Source organism: Streptomyces glaucus (genome assembly GCF_039533365.1).
Lineage (GTDB): Bacteria > Actinomycetota > Actinomycetes > Streptomycetales > Streptomycetaceae > Streptomyces > Streptomyces glaucus.
In genome coordinates this window covers 105,172-129,180 of sequence record NZ_BAAATK010000017.1, presented here as the reverse complement: position 1 = coordinate 129,180, position 24,009 = coordinate 105,172, and the positions used below count along the sequence as shown (strand labels likewise).

Genomic DNA, 24,009 nt, shown 5'->3' with positions numbered 1-24,009 from the left:
CCGGAACGGCGACGGGCGGGGGGGGGGGGCGCGGGCCCGGGACCCCCGTACGGCGGTCCCGGGCCCGCACCCCGGGCGGGCCCGCGGGCGGAGTCCGCCCGCGGGGTCCGCGTCACGCCGCGACCGGGACCTCCGGCGCCGCCCCGCTCGTCGCCGGCGTCAGCGCCAGCTCCAGGACCTGGCGGACGTCCGTGACGGTGTGGACGTCGAGCTTGTCCAGCACCTCGGCCGGCACGTCGTCCAGGTCGGGCTCGTTGCGCTTGGGGATGATCACGGTGGTGATGCCCGCCCGGTGCGCCGCGAGCAGCTTCTGCTTCACCCCGCCGATCGGCAGCACCCGCCCGGTCAGCGAGACCTCGCCGGTCATCGCCACGTCGGTGCGGACCAGGCGGCCGGAGAGCAGCGAGGCGAGGGCCGTCGTCATCGTGATGCCGGCGCTCGGGCCGTCCTTGGGGACCGCGCCCGCCGGGAAGTGGATGTGCACGCCCCGGTCCTTCAGATCGCCCACGGGCAGCTCCAGCTCGGCGCCGTGGGAGCGCAGGAAGCTCAGCGCGATCTGCGCCGACTCCTTCATCACGTCGCCCAGCTGGCCGGTCAGGGTCAGCCCCGCCGCGCCCGTCTCCGGGTCGGCCAGCGACGCCTCGACGTACAGCACGTCACCGCCGGCGCCGGTGACCGCGAGCCCGGTCGCCACGCCCGGCACCGAGGTGCGCCGCTCGGCCGGGTCCTGCGCCGACTCGGGCACGTGGTGCGGCCGCCCGATCAGATCGCGCAGGTCGTCCGCGCGGACGGTGAACGGCAGCTCCCGCTCGCCCAGTTCGTGCTGGGCCGCGACCTTGCGCAGCAGCCGCGCGACGGACCGCTCCAGGTTGCGCACCCCCGCCTCGCGGGTGTACTCGCCGGCGAGCTTGCGCAGCGCTCCCTCGTCGACGACGACCTCGTCCTTGTCCAGGCCGGCCCGCTCCAGCTGGCGCGGGATCAGGTGGTCGCGGGCGATGACGACCTTCTCGTCCTCGGTGTAGCCGTCCAGGCGGACGATCTCCATGCGGTCGGCCAGCGCCTCCGGGACGGCCTCCAGGACGTTGGCGGTGGCGAGGAAGACCACGTCCGACAGGTCGAGCTCGACCTCCAGGTAGTGGTCCCGGAAGGTGTGGTTCTGCGCCGGGTCGAGGACTTCGAGGAGGGCCGCGGCCGGGTCGCCGCGGAAGTCGGAGCCCACCTTGTCGATCTCGTCGAGCAGCACGACCGGGTTCATCGACCCGGCCTCCTTGATCGCGCGGACGATCCGGCCGGGCAGCGCGCCGACGTAGGTGCGCCGGTGGCCGCGGATCTCCGCCTCGTCGCGGACGCCGCCGAGCGCGACCCGGACGAACTTGCGGCCCATGGCGTGGGCGACGGACTCGCCGAGCGAGGTCTTGCCGACGCCGGGCGGCCCGACGAGGGCGAGCACGGCGCCGCCCCGCCGCCCGCCGACCACGCCCAGACCGCGGTCGGCGCGCCGCTTGCGCACCGCCAGGTACTCGGTGATCCGCTCCTTGACGTCCTCCAGGCCCGCGTGCTCGGCGTCCAGGACGGCCTTGGCGCCCCGGATGTCGTAGGAGTCCTCGGTCCGCTCGTTCCACGGCATCTCCAGGACCGTGTCGAGCCAGGTCCGGATCCAGGAGCCCTCGGGCGACTGGTCGGAGGTGCGCTCCAGCTTGTCGACCTCCTTGAGCGCGGCCTCGCGGACCTTCTCGGGCAGGTCGGCGGCCTCCACGCGGGCACGGTAGTCGTCGGACTCCTCGCCCTCCTTCTCGCCGTTGAGCTCGCGCAGCTCCTTGCGGACGGCTTCGAGCTGACGGCGCAGCAGGAACTCCCGCTGCTGCTTGTCGACGCCCTCCTGGACGTCCTTGGCGATGGACTCGGCGACGTCCTGCTCGGCGAGGTGGTCGCGCAGCTGCTGGGTGGCGAGCTTCAGGCGGGCGACCGGGTCGGCGGTCTCCAGCAGCCGCACCTTCTGGTCGGTCGTCAGGAAGGGCGAGTAGCCGGAGTTGTCGGCGAGCGCGGAGACGTCGTCGATGGCCTGGACGCGGTCGACGACCTGCCAGGCGCCGCGCTTGCGCAGCCAGGCGGTGGCCAGGGCCTTGTACTCCTTGACCAGTTCGGTGACGTGGCCGGGCAGCGGGTCCGGGACGCGCTCGTCGACCGTCGTGCCCTCGACCCACAGCGCCGCACCCGGGCCGGTGGTCCCGGCGCCGATCCGGACCCGGCCGCGGCCGCGGATCAGGGCGCCCGGGTCGCCGTCGGCCAGCCGGCCGACCTGCTCGACCGTGCCCAGCACACCCGTGTTGGCGTACGTCCCGTCGACGCGCGGCACCAGGAGCACCCTGGGCTTTCCGGGTTCCGACTTGGCGGCGGCCTGCGCGGCCTCCACCGCGGCGCGCACCTCGGAGTCGCTCAGGTCCAGCGGGACCACCATCCCGGGCAGCACGACCTCGTCGTCGAGCGGCAGCACGGGCAGGGTGAGCGGTGTGTTAGCCGAGGACTCAGTAGCCATGATCTCCCCTTCGGCAGTCAAGTTGAGTTATGCCGACTCAATGCTCCTGAGTCGTTGAATGTTCCCGGCCGCGTGTTCGCTCTGAGCGATCAGGGAAGGACGCTCCGGAGTCCGGCATCCCGCCCGGACCCGGACGAGGCCGCGCATTCCGGGCAGGTCGGCACGGCCCCGTCCGGCCGGCGGACCGGCCCCGAAGGGCACCGCGACGGGCCCTTCGCCGCGCGGGAGCGGGACGGGCGTGGCCGTCGGAGCGCGGACGGGACGTGCTCCAGCCGGTCGGGCCGAGCCGGGGCCCGCCGGTCAGTCGTCGCCGGACTCCCGCGGAAGGGCGTACCCGCCGTTGAGCCGGTTCGGGGCGACAGCCTCGACGGAGAGGGCCTCGCCGGTCCCGGCGAGCGCGAGCAGGGCGTCGACGCCGAAGTCCTGCGCCGTGTCGTGGCCGGGGCTCATGCGGATCTCCTGCCCCGCGCGAACGGTTCCCCGCGCAATGTTCCTCGCGGCCGGCGCCCGGCTCCCCGGCCGTCCGGCGCGGAGGCGACGTATCTCCCCGAGGGAACTTCCCCGAAGCGTCCCCACCCGAGGCGGAACGATTTTCAGTCGTTCCGCCTCGGGGTGGTCGTGCATTCCGCATCCGATTTCTCCTGGAGGGGCGAGCACGCTCGACACCGTCCTCTCCGGGGCTCCGACGGCCCTCGCGGATCAGCCCCCTGGCCGCCTGCGGGGCCGGCCCGGACGGAAGGGGCACGCGCAGGCGGCCCGTCAGGGCTCGACGTGGACCGCCGTCGCGTCGTCGTGCGTCTTGGCCCGTCCCAGGAACACCCGGTCGGTGTCCGCGCGTTCCAGGGCCCGCACCCGGTCCACCAGGGCCCGGGCCCCCGCCTTGCGCAGGAAGCGGAAACAGTCGTCCCAGCCGCCCTCCCGGAACGTCTCCACCCACCGCGCCGCCCCGTCCGTCAGCGCGGCGAGCGCCCGGACCTCCGTGCGCGGCAGCACCCCCGTCACCGCCCGCGCCGCCACCGCGGGATCCGCCGCCGCCGTGAAGAAGCCGCCCTCCTTGTTGCGCAGGGTGGCGTCGATCAGCGCGTCCGTGGCGCGGGCGGCGCGCGGGATGCGGGACAGGCGGTCGTCGAGGACGGCCGTGACCGCGCCGCCGGGGGACTCCACCAGCAGGGCCGCGTCCGACAGCACCAGGTACTCGACCGCGGCCGGGGACCAGCGCGCCAGGGCCACCGTCGCCTGGGGCGTGCGGGGGTGAGAAAGGTCACAGGTTTCCGCGTGCCGGGCGGCGGTGAGCGCGATGGCGCGGGAGAGGGCGTCGGCGAGGGGAACATCCGGGAGCGAAACGGTCAGTTCGGTCAGTGTCCCGCCGAGCCGCGCGGTGTACCAGGGGACCGAATGCAGACACCCCGTCCCGCCCGCGGGCGGCGTCACCCCGTCCAGCACGACGAGCGACCCGCCCTGTCCCGAGGCGGCCACCGCGACGCTCGCGAAGTCCTCGTTGGGGCGGCCGGGATCGCCGGGCTCCGAGACAAGTTCCGTACGCATCCGGTCAGTCTGCACGAGTCCTTCACAAGGTTCGTGAAAGACCGGCAACGGCTGCGGGAACAGCGCACCCCGCAGGTCAGGCGCCTGATTTGAGATGGAATAGTTGAGTCCGGGAACGGGCGGCGGCAAATATTGCCACCGCCCGTGGCCGGCGTCCAACCGGCCCGCCGCACGGGCCCGCGGCACACGCCAGGGGAACTTGCTCCCCAACTCCCCTCCGGGGTTCACTCCTTCGGGTGGCGGGTCAGGTGATACGCGTCCCCTGTCCACCGGCACTGGGAAGGTCGGGATCCGATGGGGGTCCCTCTGCTCGAAGCGCAGGCCGAGAGCGTGGGGGAGGGTGTACGCGCCGACCGGCCAGTTTGACGGAGCGCCACCCGGGCCCACGGGTACACGAGTCAGGAATGCGAGCACCGGTGCAGAAGACGCGGCCTCGTCGCACAGGCAAGCAGACGGCCCCCGCGGGGAACGCGGAGCCCACCTCCAGCACCTCCGCCGGCCCCACACCCGGCACCCCGGTGGGCAAGGGCCGCCCGACGCACGTGCGCAACCGGCTCATCGTCGCCGTGGCGGTCGTCGCCGCGGCCATCGCCGGAGCGGGCGCCCCGTCGGTCCTCGCGGCCTCCGACCAGGTCGGCGACACCCAGGAGCTGGTGACGCTCGCCGGACAGACCCAGGACGCCCTCGCCCTCGCCCACGCGCTCGCCGACGAGCGGGACGAGGTGACGTCGTACATCGCGGCCGGCCGCGCCAAGTCCCAGGCGCCCTCCGAGCAGCGCAGCGCCCGCGTCGACCGGCAGGTCGAGGAACTGCGCGCCGACACCGACACCCCGGCCTCGCTGCGCGAGGACCTCGACGGCATCGCGGCCGTGCGGCGCGCGGCGCTCACCGGCAAGAGCAGCGCCCTGGAGGCGCACGAGGCCTACTCCGCCGCCATCACCGACCTGCACCGCCTGGCCGAGCGGCTGGCCGAGCGGATGCCGCCCCGCGCGGGCTCCGGGGCGTACGCCCTGGCCGAGCTGGACTCCGCCGTCCAGCAGGCCGCCGCCGCCCGCGGCCTGCTGCTCGCCGCCCTCAGCGTGCCGAGCAGCACCCGGACCGTCATCGACCCCGTCACCGGCCTGCCCACCACCACGACCGGCTCCTCGGACGCCGACGCCGGGCAGCGCGACGCCCTCGCCGCCGCCGCCCAGCAGGCCCGCCTGCGCTCCGACGCCGCCCTCGCCGGCTTCCGCGACACCGCCCCCAAGGCGGCCCGGGACAGCTACGACTCCACGGTCACCGGCCCCGAGGTCAACTCGGCCGAGCGGTACCTCGCCTCCCTCACCGACCAGCCCGCCCTCTCCGACGGCGAACTCGGCACCGACGTCAAGAAGCTGGACGCCGCGCTCTCCGCCCGGGTCGACCTGATGCGCGGCGTGGAGTCCGCCCTCTACGACCGCCGCACCAAGGACCTGGAGGCGCTGCGCGACGACGACGTGACGGCGCTGGAGATCCGCGTCGCGGTCCTCGGCGCCCTCATGCTGCTCGCCGTCGGCATCGCCACGGCCATGGCGCGCACCCTCACCCGCCCGCTCGCCGTCCTGCGCCGCGGCTCCGCCCGCCTCGCCGAGGCCGCGGACCCCACCACCGAGGAACCGGTCGCCTTCACCGGCCGCAACGACGAGTTCGCGCAGGTCGTCCGCTCCGTCAACGCCCTGCACGCGCACGCCGCCGCCCTCGCCGAGCGCGTCAACACGCTGGAGGCCGACCGCAAGCACCTGGTCGGCCAGCGGCAGCGGATGGCCGACGCCCGCGAGGAGCTGCGCGCCGAACTCGCCGAGTCCGCCGCCCAGCTGCAGCGGCTGCGCCACAGCATCGGCTCCACCTTCGTCAACCTCGCCCTGCGCACCCTCGGCCTGGTCGAGCGGCAGCTCGCCGTCATCGAGAACCTGGAGGAGCGCGAGCAGGACCCGGAGCGGCTCGCCACCCTGTTCAAGCTGGACCACTTCGCCACCGTCATGCGCCGGCACAGCGAGAACCTCCTCGTCCTCGCCGGCACCGAGCACGTCCAGCAGACCGCCGGGCCCGTGCCGCTCGTCGACGTCGTCCGCGCCGCGGTCAGCGAGATCGAGCGGTACGAGCGGGTCCGGATCGCCGCGCTGCCGCCGCACGCGCACGTGGCGGGCTTCGCCGCGGACGACCTCTCCCACCTGCTGGCCGAGCTCATGGAGAACGCCACCTCGTTCTCCCCGCCCGAGATGCCCGTCGAGGTCTCCGGCTGGCTGCTGGAGAACGGCGAGGTCATGCTCTCGGTCCAGGACGAGGGCATCGGCATGACCGCCGACCGGCTGGAGCGCCTCAACGCCCGCCTCACCGACTTCGATCCGGAAGCCCCGTACGACCAGGAGAGCGAGGACGGCCTCGGCCTCGGCCTGTACGTCGTCGCCCGCCTCGCGCACCGGCACGGCGCCCGCGTCCAGCTGCGCGCGCAGAAGCAGGGCGGTGTCGCCGCCGTCGTCGTGCTGCCCGAGACGCTGTTCTCCGCCGCGCCGTCCGCCGCCGTCCCGTCGGCCGCGCCGGTGGCCGACGGCACCCAGACCCTCTCCCTGCCGGGCGCCGACGCGGAGGCCAACTCCAACGTCCTGCACGGCCGTGCGGGCGACGGGGACCCGCTGGTCGAGCTGGCGGAGAAGGCCGTGCGGGAGAGCGCGCGGCCGCAGCCGGAGAGCCCGGCCGAGACCACGATGGAGCTCCTCATCCCGGCCCAGCAGGGCGGGGCGGACCCGGCGGAGCGGGGGGACGCGCGCCCCGCTCCGCAGCAGGAGGCCGCCCCGGCGCAGCCGGCGGAGGAGACCCGGACCGGCCAGGGGCGGATGACCCCGGCCCCGCAGGAACACCCCCCGGCCGCCGGCGGCGAGAGCGCCCCGCAGGAATCACCCGCGTCCGGGGACGGCGCCCGCACGGGCGCACCCGCCGCGGGCGAGGCCGAGGCGCAGCACCAACGCGTTCCCGACGAGCCGGAAGAACTCGTCACCGACAAGGGTCTGCCCAAGCGCACCCCCAAGATCACCAAACCCGCCCCGGCCCCGCAGCGGAGCGGCGCGTCCGTGGACGCCGAGGCCCTGCGCCGCCGTCTCGGCGGCTTCCGCCGGGGGGCGGAAGCCGGATACCGCGAGGTGGAGGCGGAGATCGCCGAACGGACCGGCCAGAACCAGCGGCCGACGACCGGACCCGCTGAATCCGAAGAGGCCACGGGGGGCACCGTCGAGGAGGCAAGCAGTTGACCGCGCCCAGTACCTTCGGACTGAGCAGTGAAGCCCGCAACCTGCACTGGCTGCTGAACAACCTCGTCGAGGAGGTGCCCGGCATCCTCTCGGTGGCGGTGGTCTCCTCCGACGGCCTGCTCCTGCTCTCCTCCGACCCCGGGCACCACGACCAGGCCCGGCAGTCCCAGGAGGAGAAGCGCACCGGCCCCCGCGGCTCGGCCGCCGACCTCGCCACCATCGTCTCCGGCATCGGCAGCCTCACCATCGGCGCCGCCAAGCTGATGGACTTCGGCGCGGTGAAGCACACGATGGTCGCGATGGACGAGGGCAGCCTGTTCGTGATGTCGATCAGCGACGGCTCGCTGCTCGGCGTGCACGGCTCCGCGGACTGCGACATGAGCGTCGTCGCCTACCACATGGCGCTGTTCGTGGGCCGCGCCGGCCACGTGCTGACGCCCGAGCTCCGCAGCGAGCTGCGGAAGTCCCTGGAGTCCGCCTCCTCCCAGGCCCCGGGGAGCGCCCGATGAGCAGCAGTCCCAAACAGCAACTGCCGGTACGGGGCGCGGACCGCAAGCCCGCCCGCGTCCGCCCGTACTCGCTCACCGGCGGCCGCACCCGCTTCGGTCACGTCCTGCTCGTCGAGACGTTCGTGGCGGCGCTCGAGGCGCCGGAGGAGCGCAAGGAGCTGACGAACGGTTCGCTGAAGTCGACGGTCATGCCGGAGATGCGGGCCATCGTCGAACTGTGCCGCCGTATGCGTACGGTGGCCGAGATCGCCGCGCTGCTGAAGATGCCGCTCGGCGTGGTCCGTGTCCTCCTCAGCGACCTCGCGGACCAGGGAAAGATCCGAGTGTACGGAACCGGAACCGGCCATGGCACGGGCCGGCCGGACCGCGCTCTGCTGGAAAGGGTGCTGAGTGGACTCCGTCGTCTCTGACGCCGCTCGCGGCGTCTCTGGTGTATCCCCGTTCGTCGAGCCCGACGAACCCCTGCGGCCCTGGCAGACGGACCGTACCCGGGCGCCCATCGCCACGAAGATCGTGGTGGCGGGCGGCTTCGGCGTCGGCAAGACCACGCTGGTCACCTCCGTCTCGGAGATCACGCCCCTGCAGACCGAGGCGCTGATGACCGAGGCGAGCGAGGAGCACGACGACCTCACCGCCACGCCCGGCAAGCTCACCACCACGGTGGCCATGGACTTCGGCCGCATCACGCTCGACGACGACCTGGTGCTCTACCTGTTCGGCACGCCGGGCCAGCAGCGGTTCTGGTTCATGTGGGACGACCTGGTGCGCGGCGCGATCGGCGCGGTCGTCATGGCCGACACGCGCCGGCTGAAGGACTGCTTCCCGGCGCTGGACTACTTCGAGAGCTGCGGACTGCCGTACGTCGTGGCGGTCAACCACTTCGACGGCAGCGAGCTGTTCGAGCCGGAGGACGTGCGGGAGGCGCTGACCATCCCGCAGCACATACCTGTCATGATCATGGACGCGCGGCGTCGGATCTCGGTGATCGAGGTCCTGTTGGCCCTCGTGGGCCACGCGCTCGACGAAACCCCCGAGTAGCCACCGTCCATTAGGAGACATCCCGCATGCGGAAGATACTCGTCGTCGGAGCCGGCCAGTCCGGTCTCCAGCTCGCCCTCGGCCTCCAGTCGCACGGGTACGAGGTCACCCTGATGTCCAACCGGACCGCGGACGAGATCCGCTCGGGCCGGGTCATGTCGACGCAGTGCATGTTCCACACCGCCCTCCAGCACGAGCGCGACCTGAAGCTGAACTTCTGGGAGTCCCAGGCTCCCAGGATCGAAGGTCTCGGCGTCTCGGTGGCCGCCCCCGGCTCGCACGACCCGGGGCCGACGCAGCGGGCGATCGACTGGCTGGGCCGGCTCGACGGGTTCGCGCAGTCGGTCGACCAGCGGGTGAAGATGGCCGGCTGGATGGAGACCTTCGCGCAGCGCGGCGGCCAGCTCGTCATCCACGGCGCGGCGGTCGGCGACCTCGACTACTTCTCCCGCGCCTACGACCTGGTGCTGGTCTCGGCGGGCAAGGGCGAGCTGGTGCAGATGTTCGCCCGTGACCCGGAGCGCTCCCCGTACAGCGAGCCGCAGCGCGCCCTGGCCGTGTCGTACGTGCACGGCCTGGCCCCGCGCCCGGAGCACCCGGACACCGAGGCGGTCCGCTGCAACCTGGTGCCCGGCGTCGGCGAGCTGTTCGTGATGCCGTGCCTGACCACCTCCGGCCGCGCCGACATCCTGTTCTGGGAGGGCGTGCCCGGCGGTCCGCTGGACGTCTTCCACGGCGTCAAGGACCCGGCGGAGCACCTCTCCCTGACCCTGGAACTCATGGAGAAGTTCGTCCCCTGGGAGTACGCGCGGGCCACCAAGGTCGAACTGACCGACGCCGGCGGCACCCTCTCCGGCCGCTACGCCCCCACCGTCCGCAAGCCGATCGGCCGGCTGCCGAGCGGCGGCCTGGTCCTCGGCGTCGCCGACGTGGTCGTGGCCAACGACCCCGTCACCGGCCAGGGCTCCAACTCGGCCTCCAAGTGCGCCGCCGCCTACCTCGCCTCGATCCTCGAACACGGTGACAAGCCGTTCGACGAGGAGTGGATGCAGCAGACCTTCGACCGCTACTGGGAGACGGCCCGGCACGTCACCAAGTGGACGAACACCATGCTCGCCCCGCCGCCCGAGCACGTGCTGAACCTGATCGGCGCCGCCGGCCGGCTCCAGCCGGTCGCCGACCGCTTCGCCAACGGCTTCAACAACCCGGCCGACTTCGAGAACTTCTTCTACGACCCGGCGAAGACGGAGGGCTACCTGATGGAGGTCTCCGGCGCCGCGGGCGCGTAGTAGCCCTCGTCGGATCCCGCCATGGCCCCCTCGGGGAGCTTCGGCGGCACGTAGTGCCGCAGGGGCTCCCCGCCGGGATCCGGCCGCACGGCGCCCAGCACCGGGTTGGCCGCGATCGGCGACACCTTCACCCGCGCGCCCGGCCGCGGCGCCTGCACGACCAGCCCGTCGCCGAGGTAGAGGGCGACATGGGTGGCCTCGGGGAAGTAGACGACCAGGTCCCCCGGCCGCAGCTCGCTCAGCGGGATCCGCGCCAGTCGCGCCCACTGCTCCTGGCTGGTGCGCGGAATCGGCGCCCCGGCCCGTTCCCAGGCCTCGGAGGTCAGCCCCGAGCAGTCGTAGGACTCCGGTCCCTCCGCGCCCCACCGGTACGGCTTCCCGAGCTGTTCCACGGCGAAGCGCACGGCCCGCTCGCCCTCCCGGCTCGGCCTGCCGTCGTCGCCGAGCGTCCCGGACGCCAGGAACCTCCGCTGCGCCTTTGCGATCCCGCCGCGCTCGAACGCGGCGAGCGCGGCCAGCCGCTCCGCGCTGAGCGACGCCAGCAGCTCCTCGACCGCGCCGAGCCGCTCCCGCACGCCGTCCCGCTCCTTCCTGCGCCGCTCGGTGAGGACCAGGTGCTCGTCGAGGGCCTCCCGGGCCCGGCGGGTGAGCAGGTCGGCCCGGTGCTCGCTGCCGGTCAGACGGCCCACCGTCCGGGCCCGCTCGCGCGCCAGCCGCCCGATCACGCGCCCCTGGTCGAGCGCCCGCTGCGGATCGCGGGCCAGCAGCAGCCGTACGTAGGGGGAGATGTCGGTGCTGCTCTGGTACTGCTGCCGGGCCAGCCGCCCCGCCGCCCCGCGGCTGTCGTGCAGGGAGAGCCGGGTACGGGCCAGTTCGGCGTCCAGCCGCTCGACCTGGGCGCGCTGCCTGGCCAGCTTCTCCTCGGTGGCGTTGTAGCGCTCGGTGGCCCGCTCGGCCTCCCGGTACAGCCGCTGAAGATCCGTCAGCAGCTCGGCGAGGGACCGGTCGCCGGGCCCGGGATCGGCCGCCGCGGGCACGGGCGCGAGGGCGATCACGGCCGCCGTCGCCGTACCGACCAGGCGCAGAAGCCTCCCTGACACGTCATCACCTCCGGTGCGGGCGGGCGGCCGGTCCGCTCTCCTCCGCACCGCGAGCATCACCACGGACGCGGGCGGCCCGCGCGCCGGGTGTGCGCGGTTCGGCGCAACGGGGTCACCCGTGCGGGGCGTCCGGCTTGCCGCCCGGCGTGGTGTCCGGCCTCGACCAGGGCCACCGCCGCACACGGCCCCGCCGCCCCTCGGGGTCGTGGACGTACTTCCACCGCCGCGTCAGCCCGAGGCGGCCCTGCCCGCGCTCCACCCGGCGGTAGACGAGCACGGTGGGCTCCCCGCCCCGCGGGTCCGGGACGGGGATGCGGTACGTCTTCGGAGGGTGCCCGGTGATGCCCAGCAGCACGGGCAGCACCCGCCCGTCCATGGGCCCGCCCTCGAAAGGGGTGTCTTCGCTCTTCACGGCACCAGTGTGCGCCGCGCGGCACCCGGGTCAGGCATCCGCCGCCAGGGCCTTCGCCAGCGCGGCGCTCTGCGGGTCACGCCGCGCGGTGACCGCCAGCGCGGCCGCGAACTGCTCGACCAGCCAGTCCCGCATCTCGTCGGCGGGCGGCTGCTTGCCCTCGTCGAGCCAGATCAGCGAGGCCGCCTCGACCGCGGTGATCCACATGCGGACCGTCATCCGCAGCCGCGGGCCGGGCCGGGTGACCTGGAGGTGGCTCAGGATGTGCTCGGCGGCGGTCCGGCGCACACCGTCCACGATGGCCGTGGTCCGGGAGGTCGCGGCGACGCCGCCGCCCCGCAGCAGGGCGCTGAAGCCGGTGCCGTGCTGGTCGACGAAGGCGAGGTAGCGGTCCAGGGCCCGGGCCAGGCGGACGAGCAGCGGGCCCTCGCGGGGCTCGTCGAAGCAGTGCCGCAGCTCGTCGGCGGCGGACCGCAGCGCGGCCTCGTACAGCTGCTGCTTGCCGCCCGGGAAGTACCGGTACACCAGCGGCCGCGACACCCCGGCCCGCTCCGCCACGTCGTCGAGGGAGACCTCCTCCGGAGCGCGGTGCGCGAACAGGGCGAGGGCGGCGTCGAGGAGCTGGCCGCGGCGTTCCTCGACGCTGAGACGGCGGTAGGCGGGGGTGGGTGCCTGCGGGCTCATGTCCCGCAGGGTAACCGGTGCCCGGGGGCCGGACCGGAGGACGAGCCCCGGCCCCCGCCCCGCCGGCCGGGCCCGGGGACGAGCCCCCGCTTCCGCCCCGCCCCGCCCCGTCCGCCGGCCGTCGTCAGGCGAGGAGTCCGGACGACTTCCACAGGCGGCGCCCGACGCCCCGCAGGACCCCGATGTCGTCCAGGAAGTCGGTCAGCCGCCGGGCGCCGTTCTGCATGACCTCCCGGCGGTGGGCGCTGGCCCGGACCTGCGCCACGGCCTCCCGCCGGTCCAGGCCCACGTTGGTGTACACCTCGGGGTTGACGAAGGCGACCGAGAACACCCGGGCGAACTCGCCGGAGGTGATCCGGGTGAACTCCTGCGACCACTTCGGCGCCGTCACCATCTGCCGCCGCAGCTCCTCGCGGGCGTACCGCACGTGACGCGCCTCCTCCACCACGTGGATCCGCGTCACGCCCCGGATCAGCGGCTGCACCCGCTCGTCGGGGAACGTCAGCCGCTGCATCCAGTCCAGCACCTCCTCACCGAGCAGCGTCGCGGTGAAGGAGCCCGGCGTGGTGGAGATCGTCTTGAACACCCGCCCCAGCTGCTGGTGCACCCGGCTCACCGGGTACCACGGCGTCCCCCCGCGGGCGATCAGCCGCGCGAACATCTTCGAGTGCCGGCACTCGTCCTCGATCTCGGTCAGCGCGTACCGCACGTGCGCGCTCGTCGCCGCCTTGTCGTAGATGTGCCGCACCAGCAGCTGCATCAGGATGATCTCGAACCAGATCCCGAGCGAGGCCAGCGCCGCGGACTCGTGCCGGGACAGCAGGATCCGCTGCTCCTCGCTCATCCGCTTCCACAGCGGCGTGTCGTACAGCGACACCAGCTCCGGCGGCCAGAACCACTTGCCCTCCTCGAAGGGCGCGTCCCAGTCCAGCTCCTCGTCCGGGTCGAAGGAGTGCTTGGCGGAGGAGGCCAGCAGCCGCTGGGCCACCTGCTCCCGGTCCTTGAGCAGGCCGAGCGCGTCGCGCAGCCCTTCCAGCGCGTCGGCTTCCGTCAGGGTCGTCATGGCTGTCCCACCTCGTCGTACGGGATGTGCGAATGGGTTACCCGCGGTCACACCATGGTCCTTATGAGACTGCCTGTCAGCAAGCTCGTCAATCCCCCGCGCGTCACTTGCCGCGCAAGGGCCTCGGGCCGAGCGGCCCAGCCCCCCTCGGCGCCCCGCCGGCCACCGGCTTCGCCGCCTCCGGCGGGAACGGCGGCCGCAGCGTGAACGCGCACGGCGCCGGCGTCCACCGGGTCGAGGCCGTCGACGAAGCCCGTCGGCCGCGGAGGGCCGGCGGGAGACCGGGACGGGCGATGCCGCCCTGGGCGAGCTCGTGGACGGCGTCGGTCATGACCGGAGTGCGGGCCGGACGCCCGCACTCCGAGACCCCCGTCTCATCGGGCGGACGTCCGCGCCTGCGAGTCCAGCACCGCCTCCATCACCGCCCGCGCGATCGGCGCCGCGACCCCGCTGCTCGTGATCCGCCCGCGCCGCGCCGACCCGCCCTCGAGCACCACCGCGACCGCCACCCGCGCCTCCGGATCGCGGTCGCCGTGCGCCCAGGAGACGAACCAGGCGTACGGCGTACCGGAGTTGCCGACGCCGTGCTGGGCCGTGCCGGTCTTGCCGCCGACGGTCGCCCCGCGGATCGCGGCCCGCGCCCCGGTGCCCTTCTCCACCACACCGGTCATCAGCTCCTTCAGCAGCGCGGCCGTCGACGGGTGCATCGCCTGCCGGACCGGGCGGGGACCGGCCGCCCACACCGTGCCGCCGTCGGCCCGCGTCGTCCGCTCCACCAGGTACGGCGCCCTGACCTGCCCCCGGTTCGCCACGGCCGCCGCCACCATCGCCATCTGCAACGGCGTGGCCCGCGTGTTGTACTGCCCGATCGACGACAGCGCGAGCTGCGCCGGGTCCGCCGAGGTGTCGAAGGTGCTGCGCGCCACCGAGAAGGGGATCCGCAGCCCGTCGTCGCCGAACCCGAAGCCCGCCGCCGCGGCCGCCATGCCCCGCATGCCCACGGCCACGCCGAGCTGCGCGAACACCGTGTTGCAGGACCGTTCGAAGGCCCGCCGCAGCGAGGCGTTCCGGCACCCGTCGGCCCGGTTCGTCAGCCACTTCCTCGTCCCCGGCAGCCGGTACGGGTCCGGCGAGCGGGTCCGCCGGTCCAGGCCGGTGACCACGCCCGCGTCCAGCGCCGCCGCCGCGGTGACCACCTTGAAGGTGGAGCCCGGCGGGTAGGTCTGCCGCACCGCCCGGTTGAGCATCGGCTGGTCCGCGTCGCCGTTCAGCGCCTCCCAGGACCGGGTGACGGCCGCCCCGTTCCCGGACAGCACCTGCGGGTCGTACGACGGCGTGGACACCAGCGCCAGGATCCGCCCGGTCGACGGCTCCACCGCGGCCACCGCCCCCTTGTGCCGGCCCAGCCCCTCGTACGCCGCCTCCTGCGCGGCCCGGTGGATGGTCGTCACCACGTTCCCGCCCCGGCTCCGGGCGCGGCTGACGTCCCGCCACAGCGGCAGGGGCGCCAGCATCGGGTCCGTGCCGGACAGCACGCCGTCCTCCGCGTGCTCCAGCAGCGTCGTCCCGTACGCCTGCGAGGAGAAGCCGGTGACCGGCGCGTACAGGGGGCCGTTGCGGTAGGTCCGTTCGTAGCGCAGGTGCTCGCCGGTGTCCCGGGACCCGGTGACCGGCTCGCCGCCGACCAGGATGTCGCCGCGCGGCTGCTGGTAGCGGGCGATGGCGGGCCGGCGGTTGGCGGGGTTGCCGTCGTACGCCGGGGCCTGCACGACCTGGACCCGGGCCGCGTTCACCAGCAGGGCGAGCAGCAGCAGCGCGCAGAAGACGGCGGCGTGCCGGATGTGGCGGGTCATCCTGCCTCCCCGCCCCTCACGGCGCCGTCCGCCCGTCGTACTGGCGGCGCGCCGCGTCGCTGACCCGGATCAGCAGGGCCACGATCGCCCAGTTGGTGACGACCGAGGAGCCGCCCTGCGCCAGGAACGGCATCGCCATGCCGGTCAGCGGGATCAGGCCGGTCACCCCGCCGGCGATCACGAACACCTGCAGCGCCACGAGCGACGCGAGCCCGACCGCGAGCAGCCGGCCGAACGGCTCCCGCAGGGCGAGCCCGGCCCTGAACCCCCGCTCCACCAGCAGCGCGTACAGCAGGAAGAGCGCGCACAGACCGGCCAGGCCCAGCTCCTCCCCGGCCGTGGCCAGGATGAAGTCCGACTTGACGGCGAAACCGATCAGGAAGGAGTGGCCGTGCCCCAGCCCCGTGCCGAGCACCCCGCCCGCCGCGAAGGCGAACAGGGACTGCGCGAGCTGGTCCGGGCCCTGCCCCGCCTCGATCGAGGCGAACGGGTGCAGCCAGTCCTGGATCCGGCCGTGCACGTGCGGCTCCAGCCGGCCCACGGCCACCGCGCCCAGCGACGCCAGCAGCAGGCCCACGGCGATCCAGCCGGTGCGGCCGGTGGCCACGTACAGCAGGACGACGAACAGGGCGAAGAAGAGCAGCGAGGTGCCCAGGTCCCGCTCCAGCACCAGCACGCCGACGCTCACCAGCCAGACGGTGAGGATCGGCCCCAGCACGCGGCCGGTCGGCAGCTGCAGCCGCCCGACGCGGCGGCCCGCGTATGCCAGCGCGTTGCGGTTCGCCGCCAGGTACGCGGCGAAGAACACCACCAGCAGCACCTTCGCGAACTCGCCCGGCTGGATGGAGAACCCGGCGATCCGGACCCAGAGGCGGGCCCCGTTCACGGCCGGGAAGAAGATCGGCAGCGTGAGCAGGGCCAGCGCGGCCGCCACGCAGACGTACGTGTAGCGCTGCAGGAGGCGGTGGTCGCGCAGCAGCAGCACCACGACGATGAACAGCGCCACGCCCAGCGTCGACCACACCAGCTGGGCGGGCGCCGCCCGGTCGCCCGGCGTCCCCAGGTCCAGCCGGTAGATCAGCACCAGGCCGAGGCCGTTGAGCAGCACGCCGATCGGCAGCAGCACCGGATCGGCGTACGGGGCCCGCAGGCGCACCGCGCCGTGCGCGACCAGCGCGAGCACGCCGAGCCCGGCACCGTAACCGACGGCGCCGGGCGGAACGGCGCCCCGGGTGGCCAGGCCGACGGCGCAGTAGCCGTACACCGGCAGCAGCACGGCCAGGACGATCAGGGCGAGCTCGACGCCGCGGCGCCGGGGGAGACGCACGGCGCGGGCGGGGGCGCCCGCCCGTACCGGAGCGGGAGCGGTTCCGACCCTGGTCATGTCCGGAACCCGCTCACCTGGTGGGGGGTGCGTACGGTGTGGCTCAGCACCAGCGTGGCTTGTGTCCGGCGGTGTCGATGTAGCGGGCCGAGCCCCAGGCCCAGGTGCCGTCCGCGAGCAGATACCACAGGCGGTTGCCCTCCACTGACTCGCCGCCGGTCATGCAGTAGATCCTGACCACCTCGCCCCGGTGGGCGTAGCGGATGGTCTGGGAGCCGCGGTTCGGGGCGCTGCGCAGGACCAGCGTGCTCGCCGTGACGACGCCTCTGGTGAAGCGTGAGTCGTGGTGGGCGCCGCCGTTTCCGCCGCCGTTTCCGCCGTTTCCGCCGCCGGCGAAGTCGCCGTTTCCGCCGCCGTTGAAGCCCCCGCCGTTTCCGCCACCGTGCCCGCCGTTTCCGCCGCCGGCGAAGCCGCCGTTTCCGCCGGTGAAGCCGCCGTTGCCGCCGCCGTTGAAGCCCCCGCCGTTTCCGCCGTTTCCGCCGTGCCCGCCGCCGTTTCCGCCGGTGAAGCCGCCGTTGCCGCCGCCGTTGAAGCCCCCGCCGTTTCCGCCGTTGAAGCCGCCGTTCCCGCCGGTGAAGTTGCCGTTCCCACCGCCGTTGCCGCCGCCGTGCCCGCCGTTGCCGCCGCCGTTGAAGCCGCCGTTCCCGCCGGTGAAGCCCCCGCCGTTCCCGCCGTTGAAGCCGCCGTTCCCGCCGTTGAAGCCGCCGTTCCCGCCGGTGAAGTTGCCGTTGCCGCCGCCGTTGAAGCCGCCGTTTCCGCCGTTGAAGCCGTTGGCGTAGGGATTGCCGCCCCGGCCGTCACCCGCGACGGCGGGGGTGACGGTGGCCGCGGCGGCGAGGGCGCCGACGGCGGCCACTATGGCGATGCGGCGGGTGAAGGGAGAGCGCAGAGTCATGGGAGTACCTCCGGAAGAGGACGAAGAAGTCAAAGGTGACTCATCGCCACATTAGGAGCGACGTCCGGACGGCGCCCGTCACACTGCGCCATCAGGGAGAAGCCCGCCGGCGGGAGGTGTCCGAGGCAGTGTCAGCGTGGCGACCGCCCCGCCGTCCGGCGCGTTCGCGAACTCCAGCCGGGCGCCCAGCACCTCCGCCTGCCCCAGCGCGATGGTCAGTCCGAGCCCGTGCCCCTTGGCCCCGCCCTCGGTGCGGAACCGCTGGGGTCCGTGCGCGAGCAGGTACTCCGGATACCCGTCCCCGTGGTCCCGCACCGTGACCCGCGGTCCGTCGACGGTCAGCTCCACCGGCGCCCGCCCGTGCCGGTGCGCGTTCGCGACCAGATTGCCGAGCACCCGTTCCAGCCGCCGCCGGTCCGTCTCGACCGCCACGTCCCGGACGACCCTGACCCCGGTGCCGGTCCCCGAGGCCCGCACCACCCGCTCGGCGAGCGGTCCCAGCCGCTCGGTGCCCACCTCCAGCCGCTCCCGCCCGGTGTCCAGCCGGGAGATCTCCAGCAGGTCCTCGGTGAGGGTGCGCAACGCCGCCACCCGGTCCCGGACCAGCTCCGTCGGGCGGCCCGGCGGCAGCAGCTCGGCCGCCGCGTGCAACCCGGTCAGCGGGGTGCGCAGCTCGTGCGCCACGTCCGCGGTGAACCGCTGCTCGGCCAGCAGCTTGCCCTGCAGCGACGCCGCCATGGAGTCCAGTGCGGCGGCGACCGCGGCCACCTCGTCCTGCGGGCGCGCCGGGTCCTTAGTACGGGGATCGTCCACGCGCGCGTCCAGGTCCCCCGCGCTGATCCGCCGGGCCACCCGGGCCGTGGCGTGCAGCCGCCGCGTCACCCGCGTCACCGCGAACGCCCCCACCAGCACCGTCGCCCCGATCGCCGGCGCGGACGACCACACGATCGCCCGGTCGAGGCCGTCGATGGTGCGCTCGCCCTGCGCGTAGTCGACCTCGACCGCGAGGACCCGGCCGCGGTCGGCGGGGCCCGCCGCCCACATCGTGGGGCGCCCGTCGTGGTCGGCGACCATGGTGCCGCGGTCCCCGGCCGCGGCCAGCTCCCGCAGCGGCCGGGGCAGTCCCGGCGGGTCGAGGCCCGCGCCCGGCCCCAGCGCGTCCCCGGCCTCGAACGCGTCCGTCGCCCGCGCCAGCCGCTGCAGCGCCAGCTCGCGGGCCTGCCCGACGGTCTGGTTCGTCACCGAGACGTGCACGAGGACGCCGAGCAGCGCGGCGAGCGCGCAGCACATCACCGTGACGAGGCCGGCGGCCCGCACCGCCAGCCGGCCCGCCCACCGGGGCAGCGCGAGCGCCCGGGGCCGTCTCACCGGGCGCTCGCGGAGGGCCGGGGCGGGTGCGTGCGCGGACCGGTGCGCAGCATCTCGTCGTGGGTGAGGAGCATCGCGCGCTGGTCGGGGTCCCAGGTCCAGGTGAGCCGGTACTCGTACCCCGCCACCTCCGACGGCGAGCGGATGATCAGGGACCGGCCGGTCAGCTCGACCCCGCTCACCGCGTCCTCCCACGCCATCACCTGCACCAGCCGGTGCCGGTCGGCGGTGTAGACGCGCACCGCGGTGGTGCTGCCGGGCAGCAGCCGGAAGCCCAGCGTGAGATCGTCCCGCCCGTCGCCGGTCAGATCCCGGTAGTACGGATCGAGGACCGGGCACCCCGCGCGGCCCCCGGCGCAGTCGTCCATCCGCTCGGCCGTCCCGCGGTACGGCGCCCCGGGGCCGCCGTACTCGTCCGGCCGCGCGGCGATCTCGGCGCGTACCACCGCCACCGGGTCCACCGCGCGGATGCCGTCGCCCGGTACGGCGACGCCCTCGACGACCTCGGTGTCCACCTCGCCGATCTCGAAGGCCGGGCTCGACGCCGGCGTCAGCTCCGGCCACAGCCGCGCCGGACCGGTCGCGGCCGGTGTCGCCCCGGCGTTCCGCAGCCCTCCGGTGTCGCCGCAGCCCGCGGCGGCCGCCAGGAGAAGGGCGACGGCGAGTGCGGTACCGGCACGGCCGGCGTGGAAGAGGCGGCTCAACGGTACTGTGCTCCTGTCGACCTTCGTCCTGTCGTCCTGTCGTCCGACTGCCCTGTCGTGCTGCCGGCCCGCCGGCCCGCTGCCCGTCGGCCCGCTGCCCCGCCGGATTGCTGAGCCGGCGGCCCGGCGAACCGGGGCGACCGGAGATCCCGTACACCTTATTCGCGGGGAAGTCCCCTTCCCCGCGTCCGGGGTGCCGCCGAGCGGACCGCGCACCGCTGCCCGGCCGCCCCCGAAGGACAGCCGGGTCCTTGCACCCGGAGCACCCCGCCTGTTCCCATGGTCATGGGGTGATGCCGTATGAGCGCACTGCGCGTCATACCGACCTGGCGCCACGGCCGGGAGCGGCTCTACGTCTGCCACCCGGACGGCCGGAACGTCGCCTGGTACGACCGCGAGGCGGCCCGGGTCAACCTGCTCAGCGAGGACCGCAGGGAGGACGTGCTCCGAGCGCTGCGCCCCTTCCTCACCGGCCCGGTCGCGGTGGGGCCGCCCCCCGTCCCCACCCCCGCGGAGCTGGCCCGCCTCTCCCTGCACCCGGACGACGACCTCGCGCCCAACCGTCCCGGCGAGGCCCTGCTGGTCGCCCTCGACCGCGACCCCGGCCCGGCCCGCCTCCTCCGCCCGGACCCGCGCCGCCGGGCGCTGGAGGCGGAACAGACGGTGGGGGAGGCCCTGGACCGCATCGACGGCGCCGGCTGGCACACCCTGCACTCCGTCCCGCTCCCCGGCGGCGACCGCATCCACCACCTGGCGATCGGCCCCGGCGGCCTGTTCGCCGTCCACACCCTGTACGCCCGCAAGCAGCGGGTCCGCATCGCCGACCCCCTGGTCGCCCTGGGCCGCCACGACCCGCAGCCGCTGCTGCGCCGTGTCCGCGCCGCCGCCGACCGCGCCTCCTACGCCCTGACGGCCGAGGTCCGCCCCGTCCTGGCCCTGACCGGCCCGGCGGACGTGACGGTCGAGATCCCGCCGCGCGAGGTCCGCGTCCTGCGGGACACGGAGATCGTGGGCCTGGCCCGGCTCGGGGGCCTGCTGAAGCCGGCGGACGTGGAGGCACTGCACGCGATGGCGCGGGACCGGAACACGTGGACGCGGTTGTGAGCGGCCGCCCCACCGGCCGGAAGCACCGGTCCGGTGCCCGGACGCCGATGTCATGACTCTGCCCAGGGGAATCGTCCGCGCGGTACCGAGGCCCAGCCCGGGCGCGCGGCCGGTCGTGGCGAGGGCCGACCCCAGCCCTCGCCACGACCGGCCCACCTCTTCGGACGACCCGCTCGCCGCCGACGCCGTCCGGTGACCGTGCCGAACCGGCGATAACCCGCCTGTCCGCGGAAGCCCCCCGGACACCGGTGGGCGCCCGCACCGCACGGCCGTGGGCGACCGGCTGCCGCCGGGACGGGCCCTGCCGGGGACGACGGGGAACGCGTCGCGGTCGCCCCCGCGGACGGCGAACGGCGCCGCACGCCGTGCGCGCCCCGCGACCGTGCCCCCGCGGAGCGGCGGCACGACGATCGCCCCGGGACGCCCCGCGGCACCGGTTCACCGGCGGGGCCCCCGCGTGCCGCGGAGCCGGAAACGATCCGTACCCCGTTCCCCCGCAGGGGTGAAACGACCCGCGCCGCGAGCTGCCCGAGCCCCGTGAGCGGACAGGGGCGGCCGCGGCCTGCCGTACGGGGGCGGTCGGCCCGCGCGCCCCGCCTCCCCTAGGCTGACGAAACGCCAAGTGCGTGTCCCCGGCAGAACGGAGGAGCCATGCGAGGCCTCACCGAGGCGGACCTCAAGGCACTGGCCGGCCCCCGTTCCTACGAGCGCGGACTCGGCTACCTGGACGCGGTGACCGGGGTGGAGGTCGGCGACGGCCGGGTCACCGCGAGCGTCCACGGCACGGAACGGTACGAGGCGGAGCTGACGCTGGACGGCCCCGGCGGGCTGTCCGGCGCGTGCGACTGCCCGTACGGCCTGGAGGGCAACTTCTGCAAGCACCTGGTCGCCCTCGGCCTGACGGTGCTCGCCCGGCGGGAGAGCCTGCCGCGGCAGCGGAAGGCGGCCCGCGACCGGGCACAGGCCCTCGACACGTGGCTGTCCGCCCTGTCCAAGGACGAACTGGTCGCTCTGGTGCGGGAGCAGATCGGCGAGGACCGGCAGTTGCGGCGCCGCCTGGAATTGCGGGCCGCGAGCGCTCGTGGAGACCTCGCCGCGGTCCGGGCCCGCGTCCGTGAACTGCTGGACATCAGCCCGTTCGCCCGGTACGGGTACGTCGAGTACGCCGACGCCCGCGCCTACGCCGACCAGGCCGGGCAGGCCGTGTCCGCGATCGGCGCGCTCACCGGCTCGGGCCGGGCCGCCGACGCGGTCACCCTGGCACGGGAGGCCATGCGGCTGCTGGCCGAGGCGGTCGAGAGCGTCGACGACTCCGACGGCCGGCTCGGACAGGTGGGCGCCGACCTCGCCGAAGCCCACCTCGAAGCGTGTCGCGCGGCCCGCCCCGACCCCGAGGAACTGGCGCGCTGGATCGTCGGCCACGTGCTCGGCGACTCGGACGACGGCCTCACCGACGTGGACCCGCTCGACTACGCGGACGTCCTCGGCGACGAGGGCATGGCCCTGGTGCGGAAACTGGCGGTCGAGGCATGGCGGGGCAACCGCCGCGGCTGGGCGGAGAAACACCTGCTGGAGCGTCTCGCCAAGGCGGGAGGCGACATCGACACGGTGATCGCCGTGCACGCGGCCGCCCTCGCCCCGAACGGTCACACCCATCTGCTCATCGCCCGCGAACTGGAAGCCGCCGGACGCCCCGACGAAGCCCTGAACTGGGCGGAGCGCGGTCTCCGGGACGCCCGGGAACTCTCCGCCGTCGACACCGCCCTCGTCGACCACCTCTGCGACCGCTACACGCAGACGGACCGGCTCGCCGACGCCGTCACCCTGCGCCGCGACCACTTCGGCGCCCGCCGCACCCTGCTCGCGTACCAGCGGCTGCGCGACGCCGCCCGGGCCGCCGGCCGCTGGCCGGCCGAGCGCGAGGGAGCGCTGACCCTGCTGCGCGCCGATGCGCAGCGGCGTCGACCAGGCCGGTACGGCGGCCCCGTCCTGGTCGACGCCCTGCTCGACGACGAGGACGTCGACGCCGCCTGGCAGGCCGCCACCGACACCGGCGCCGACGACCGGCAGTGGCTCGCCCTCGCCGACCGGGTCCGGGCCACCCGCCCCGCTGACGCGCTCGGCGTCTACCTGCGCCTGGCCGAACCGCTGACCGGACAGACCGGCAACGCGGTCTACGAGCAGCTCGTCGGCCTCCTGCTGAGCATCCGGGACTGCCACCGCCACCTGGGCACGGAGGGCGAGTTCACCGCGTACGTCACCGGCCTGCGCACCGCCCGAAAACGCAAGCGGAACCTGATGCGCCTGATGGACGAACACGGCCTGTGAGCCGCACGGCACCACGGCACGCCACCCACCCCCGCCACCCGCTCGTGTCCACCACAGACCGCCGCCGGAACCGGACCAGCCGACGGGAAAGATCATGGCGAGGAACCCGGGAAGGACCAGCCGCCCCGGCCGCCCCACCCTCCGCGAGCCCTGCACACCCGGTCCGCCGCCGGACACACCCAGCCCGCTGCCGACCGCCGACCGCCCGGACCAGATCCAGCACCCCTCGCCCGGCACCGCCTCACCGCCCACGACTTCCCGGACGGAACAGCTAGGCTTCAAGCCCGAACCCGTCCCAAGCCCTTCTCACCGAGGGTCGGCTGGGACCGGTGACAGCCCCTCTGCCCACTCGCAGACAACGTTGGGTGGACTGCTCCCGGCGTCCTGGCCGGACTCGGCTCCCGTGGCGGTCGCCGGGGAGGACCACCTCTTGCTGATCTCCAGGAGATGCCATGGGCCTGCTCACGATCCTCGACGAAGCGGTGGCCGCTCTCAAGGCTCCCCTGGGAGAGGACGACCGGGCGCAGGGCTGGACCGACGACCTCCGGCGAGAGCTGCAGGAAGAGATCTCCGTCAACCGCTCGGTGCTGCGCCGCCACGGGACGGGTATGGCGCGGCACCTGCGCCCGCGCCTCGACGAGTGGATGGACCACGAGGGCGTGCGGCCCGGACGCCTCCGGAACCTGGTGAGCGACGTGCAACGGTCGCTCGCGGAAGCTCGGACCACGACATGAGAAACCCCCACCGACCTGAACGTCCCTCTCCCGCCACCAACCCGCGAACAGCTCACAGACCCCGACACACAGCTGCTTCGGGCGGCATCCGCCTGCACAGACAAAAAGACCCCGCACCCAACGTTTCCGCTGGTCACGGGGTCTTCCGGCACTTCCTGCAAAGTGCCCCCGGCAGGATTCGAACCTGCGCACACGGC

The 24,009-nt window shown here is 74.5% G+C and carries 20 protein-coding genes; 8 read left to right on the top strand and 12 right to left on the bottom strand.

What is annotated here, in order from left to right; all coding sequences use genetic code 11:
- Positions 1-112: 112 nt before the first annotated feature.
- From lon to ABD363_RS15480, 3 genes are all read right to left on the bottom strand, one after another.
- Positions 113-2,536: an endopeptidase La gene (gene lon / locus ABD363_RS15490; RefSeq protein ID WP_344603700.1), complete on the bottom strand. Its 2,424-nt coding sequence runs from the start codon at positions 2,534-2,536 to the stop codon at positions 113-115.
- Between the two features lie 300 nt (positions 2,537-2,836).
- Positions 2,837-2,986, bottom strand: coding sequence for a hypothetical protein (locus ABD363_RS15485; RefSeq protein WP_344603698.1), 150 nt, complete (start codon positions 2,984-2,986; stop codon positions 2,837-2,839).
- 309 nt (positions 2,987-3,295) lie between these two features.
- Complete coding sequence (locus ABD363_RS15480; protein ID WP_344603696.1) at positions 3,296-4,081, bottom strand: protein phosphatase 2C domain-containing protein; 786 nt, start codon at positions 4,079-4,081, stop codon at positions 3,296-3,298.
- Between the two features lie 404 nt (positions 4,082-4,485).
- On the opposite strand from ABD363_RS15480, the gene ABD363_RS15475 reads away from it, so the two are divergent.
- The 5 genes from ABD363_RS15475 to ABD363_RS15455 are packed head-to-tail and all read left to right on the top strand — an operon-like array spanning position 4,486 to position 10,183.
- Positions 4,486-7,347, top strand: a complete 2,862-nt coding sequence (locus tag ABD363_RS15475; protein WP_344603694.1) for a sensor histidine kinase — start codon at positions 4,486-4,488, stop codon at positions 7,345-7,347.
- Positions 7,344-7,856: a roadblock/LC7 domain-containing protein gene (locus tag ABD363_RS15470; protein WP_344603692.1), complete on the top strand. Its 513-nt coding sequence runs from the start codon at positions 7,344-7,346 to the stop codon at positions 7,854-7,856. The genes ABD363_RS15475 and ABD363_RS15470 overlap by 4 nt, the downstream gene beginning before the upstream one ends.
- Positions 7,853-8,266 carry a DUF742 domain-containing protein gene (locus ABD363_RS15465; protein WP_344603690.1) on the top strand — a complete coding sequence of 138 codons (414 nt, stop codon included), beginning with the start codon at positions 7,853-7,855 and terminating at the stop codon, positions 8,264-8,266. Before ABD363_RS15470 ends, ABD363_RS15465 begins: the two co-directional genes overlap by 4 nt.
- Positions 8,247-8,894, top strand: coding sequence for a GTP-binding protein (locus ABD363_RS15460; RefSeq protein ID WP_344603688.1), 648 nt, complete (start codon positions 8,247-8,249; stop codon positions 8,892-8,894). The genes ABD363_RS15465 and ABD363_RS15460 overlap by 20 nt, the downstream gene beginning before the upstream one ends.
- Positions 8,895-8,920: 26 nt before the next feature.
- Positions 8,921-10,183, top strand: a complete 1,263-nt coding sequence (locus ABD363_RS15455; protein ID WP_344603686.1) for a styrene monooxygenase/indole monooxygenase family protein — start codon at positions 8,921-8,923, stop codon at positions 10,181-10,183.
- On the opposite strand, the gene ABD363_RS15450 is transcribed toward ABD363_RS15455, so the two are convergent.
- From ABD363_RS15450 to ABD363_RS15410, 9 genes are all read right to left on the bottom strand, one after another.
- Positions 10,147-11,283: a C40 family peptidase gene (locus ABD363_RS15450; protein WP_344603684.1), complete on the bottom strand. Its 1,137-nt coding sequence runs from the start codon at positions 11,281-11,283 to the stop codon at positions 10,147-10,149. The genes ABD363_RS15455 and ABD363_RS15450 overlap by 37 nt on opposite strands.
- A gap of 112 nt (positions 11,284-11,395) precedes the next feature.
- Positions 11,396-11,695: a hypothetical protein gene (locus ABD363_RS15445; protein WP_344603682.1), complete on the bottom strand. Its 300-nt coding sequence runs from the start codon at positions 11,693-11,695 to the stop codon at positions 11,396-11,398.
- Positions 11,696-11,725: 30 nt separating this feature from the next.
- Entirely contained in the window at positions 11,726-12,379 is a 654-nt protein-coding gene (locus ABD363_RS15440) for a TetR/AcrR family transcriptional regulator (protein WP_344603680.1), read from the bottom strand.
- Positions 12,380-12,503: 124 nt separating this feature from the next.
- The gene (locus tag ABD363_RS15435) at positions 12,504-13,442 is read right to left on the bottom strand and encodes an AurF N-oxygenase family protein (protein WP_344603678.1); all 939 of its coding nucleotides are present in this window, start codon (positions 13,440-13,442) and stop codon (positions 12,504-12,506) included.
- A gap of 374 nt (positions 13,443-13,816) precedes the next feature.
- Positions 13,817-15,295 (bottom strand): penicillin-binding transpeptidase domain-containing protein, encoded by a 1,479-nt coding sequence (locus ABD363_RS15430; protein ID WP_344603676.1) that lies wholly within the window; start codon positions 15,293-15,295, stop codon positions 13,817-13,819.
- A 16-nt stretch (positions 15,296-15,311) separates the two neighbouring features.
- Positions 15,312-16,679, bottom strand: coding sequence for an FtsW/RodA/SpoVE family cell cycle protein (locus ABD363_RS15425; RefSeq protein WP_344603674.1), 1,368 nt, complete (start codon positions 16,677-16,679; stop codon positions 15,312-15,314).
- A gap of 43 nt (positions 16,680-16,722) precedes the next feature.
- Positions 16,723-17,574, bottom strand: a complete 852-nt coding sequence (locus ABD363_RS15420; protein ID WP_344603672.1) for an SH3 domain-containing protein — start codon at positions 17,572-17,574, stop codon at positions 16,723-16,725.
- 78 nt (positions 17,575-17,652) lie between these two features.
- Positions 17,653-18,942 (bottom strand): ATP-binding protein, encoded by a 1,290-nt coding sequence (locus tag ABD363_RS15415; RefSeq protein ID WP_344603670.1) that lies wholly within the window; start codon positions 18,940-18,942, stop codon positions 17,653-17,655.
- On the bottom strand, positions 18,939-19,646 hold the full coding sequence (locus ABD363_RS15410) for a hypothetical protein (RefSeq protein ID WP_344603668.1): 708 nt from the start codon (positions 19,644-19,646) through the stop codon (positions 18,939-18,941). Before ABD363_RS15410 ends, ABD363_RS15415 begins: the two co-directional genes overlap by 4 nt.
- Before the next feature lie 300 nt (positions 19,647-19,946).
- Here ABD363_RS15410 and ABD363_RS15405 point away from each other — a divergent pair, with 300 nt between their 5' ends.
- The 3 genes from ABD363_RS15405 (at position 19,947) to ABD363_RS15395 (ending at position 23,812) form a co-directional block, all read left to right on the top strand.
- Positions 19,947-20,750 carry a nuclease-related domain-containing protein gene (locus ABD363_RS15405; protein ID WP_344603666.1) on the top strand — a complete coding sequence of 268 codons (804 nt, stop codon included), beginning with the start codon at positions 19,947-19,949 and terminating at the stop codon, positions 20,748-20,750.
- Positions 20,751-21,401: 651 nt separating this feature from the next.
- The gene (locus tag ABD363_RS15400) at positions 21,402-23,078 is read left to right on the top strand and encodes an SWIM zinc finger family protein (protein WP_344603664.1); all 1,677 of its coding nucleotides are present in this window, start codon (positions 21,402-21,404) and stop codon (positions 23,076-23,078) included.
- 452 nt (positions 23,079-23,530) lie between these two features.
- On the top strand, positions 23,531-23,812 hold the full coding sequence (locus ABD363_RS15395; RefSeq protein ID WP_344603662.1) for a hypothetical protein: 282 nt from the start codon (positions 23,531-23,533) through the stop codon (positions 23,810-23,812).
- The last annotated feature ends 197 nt before the right edge of the window (positions 23,813-24,009 follow it).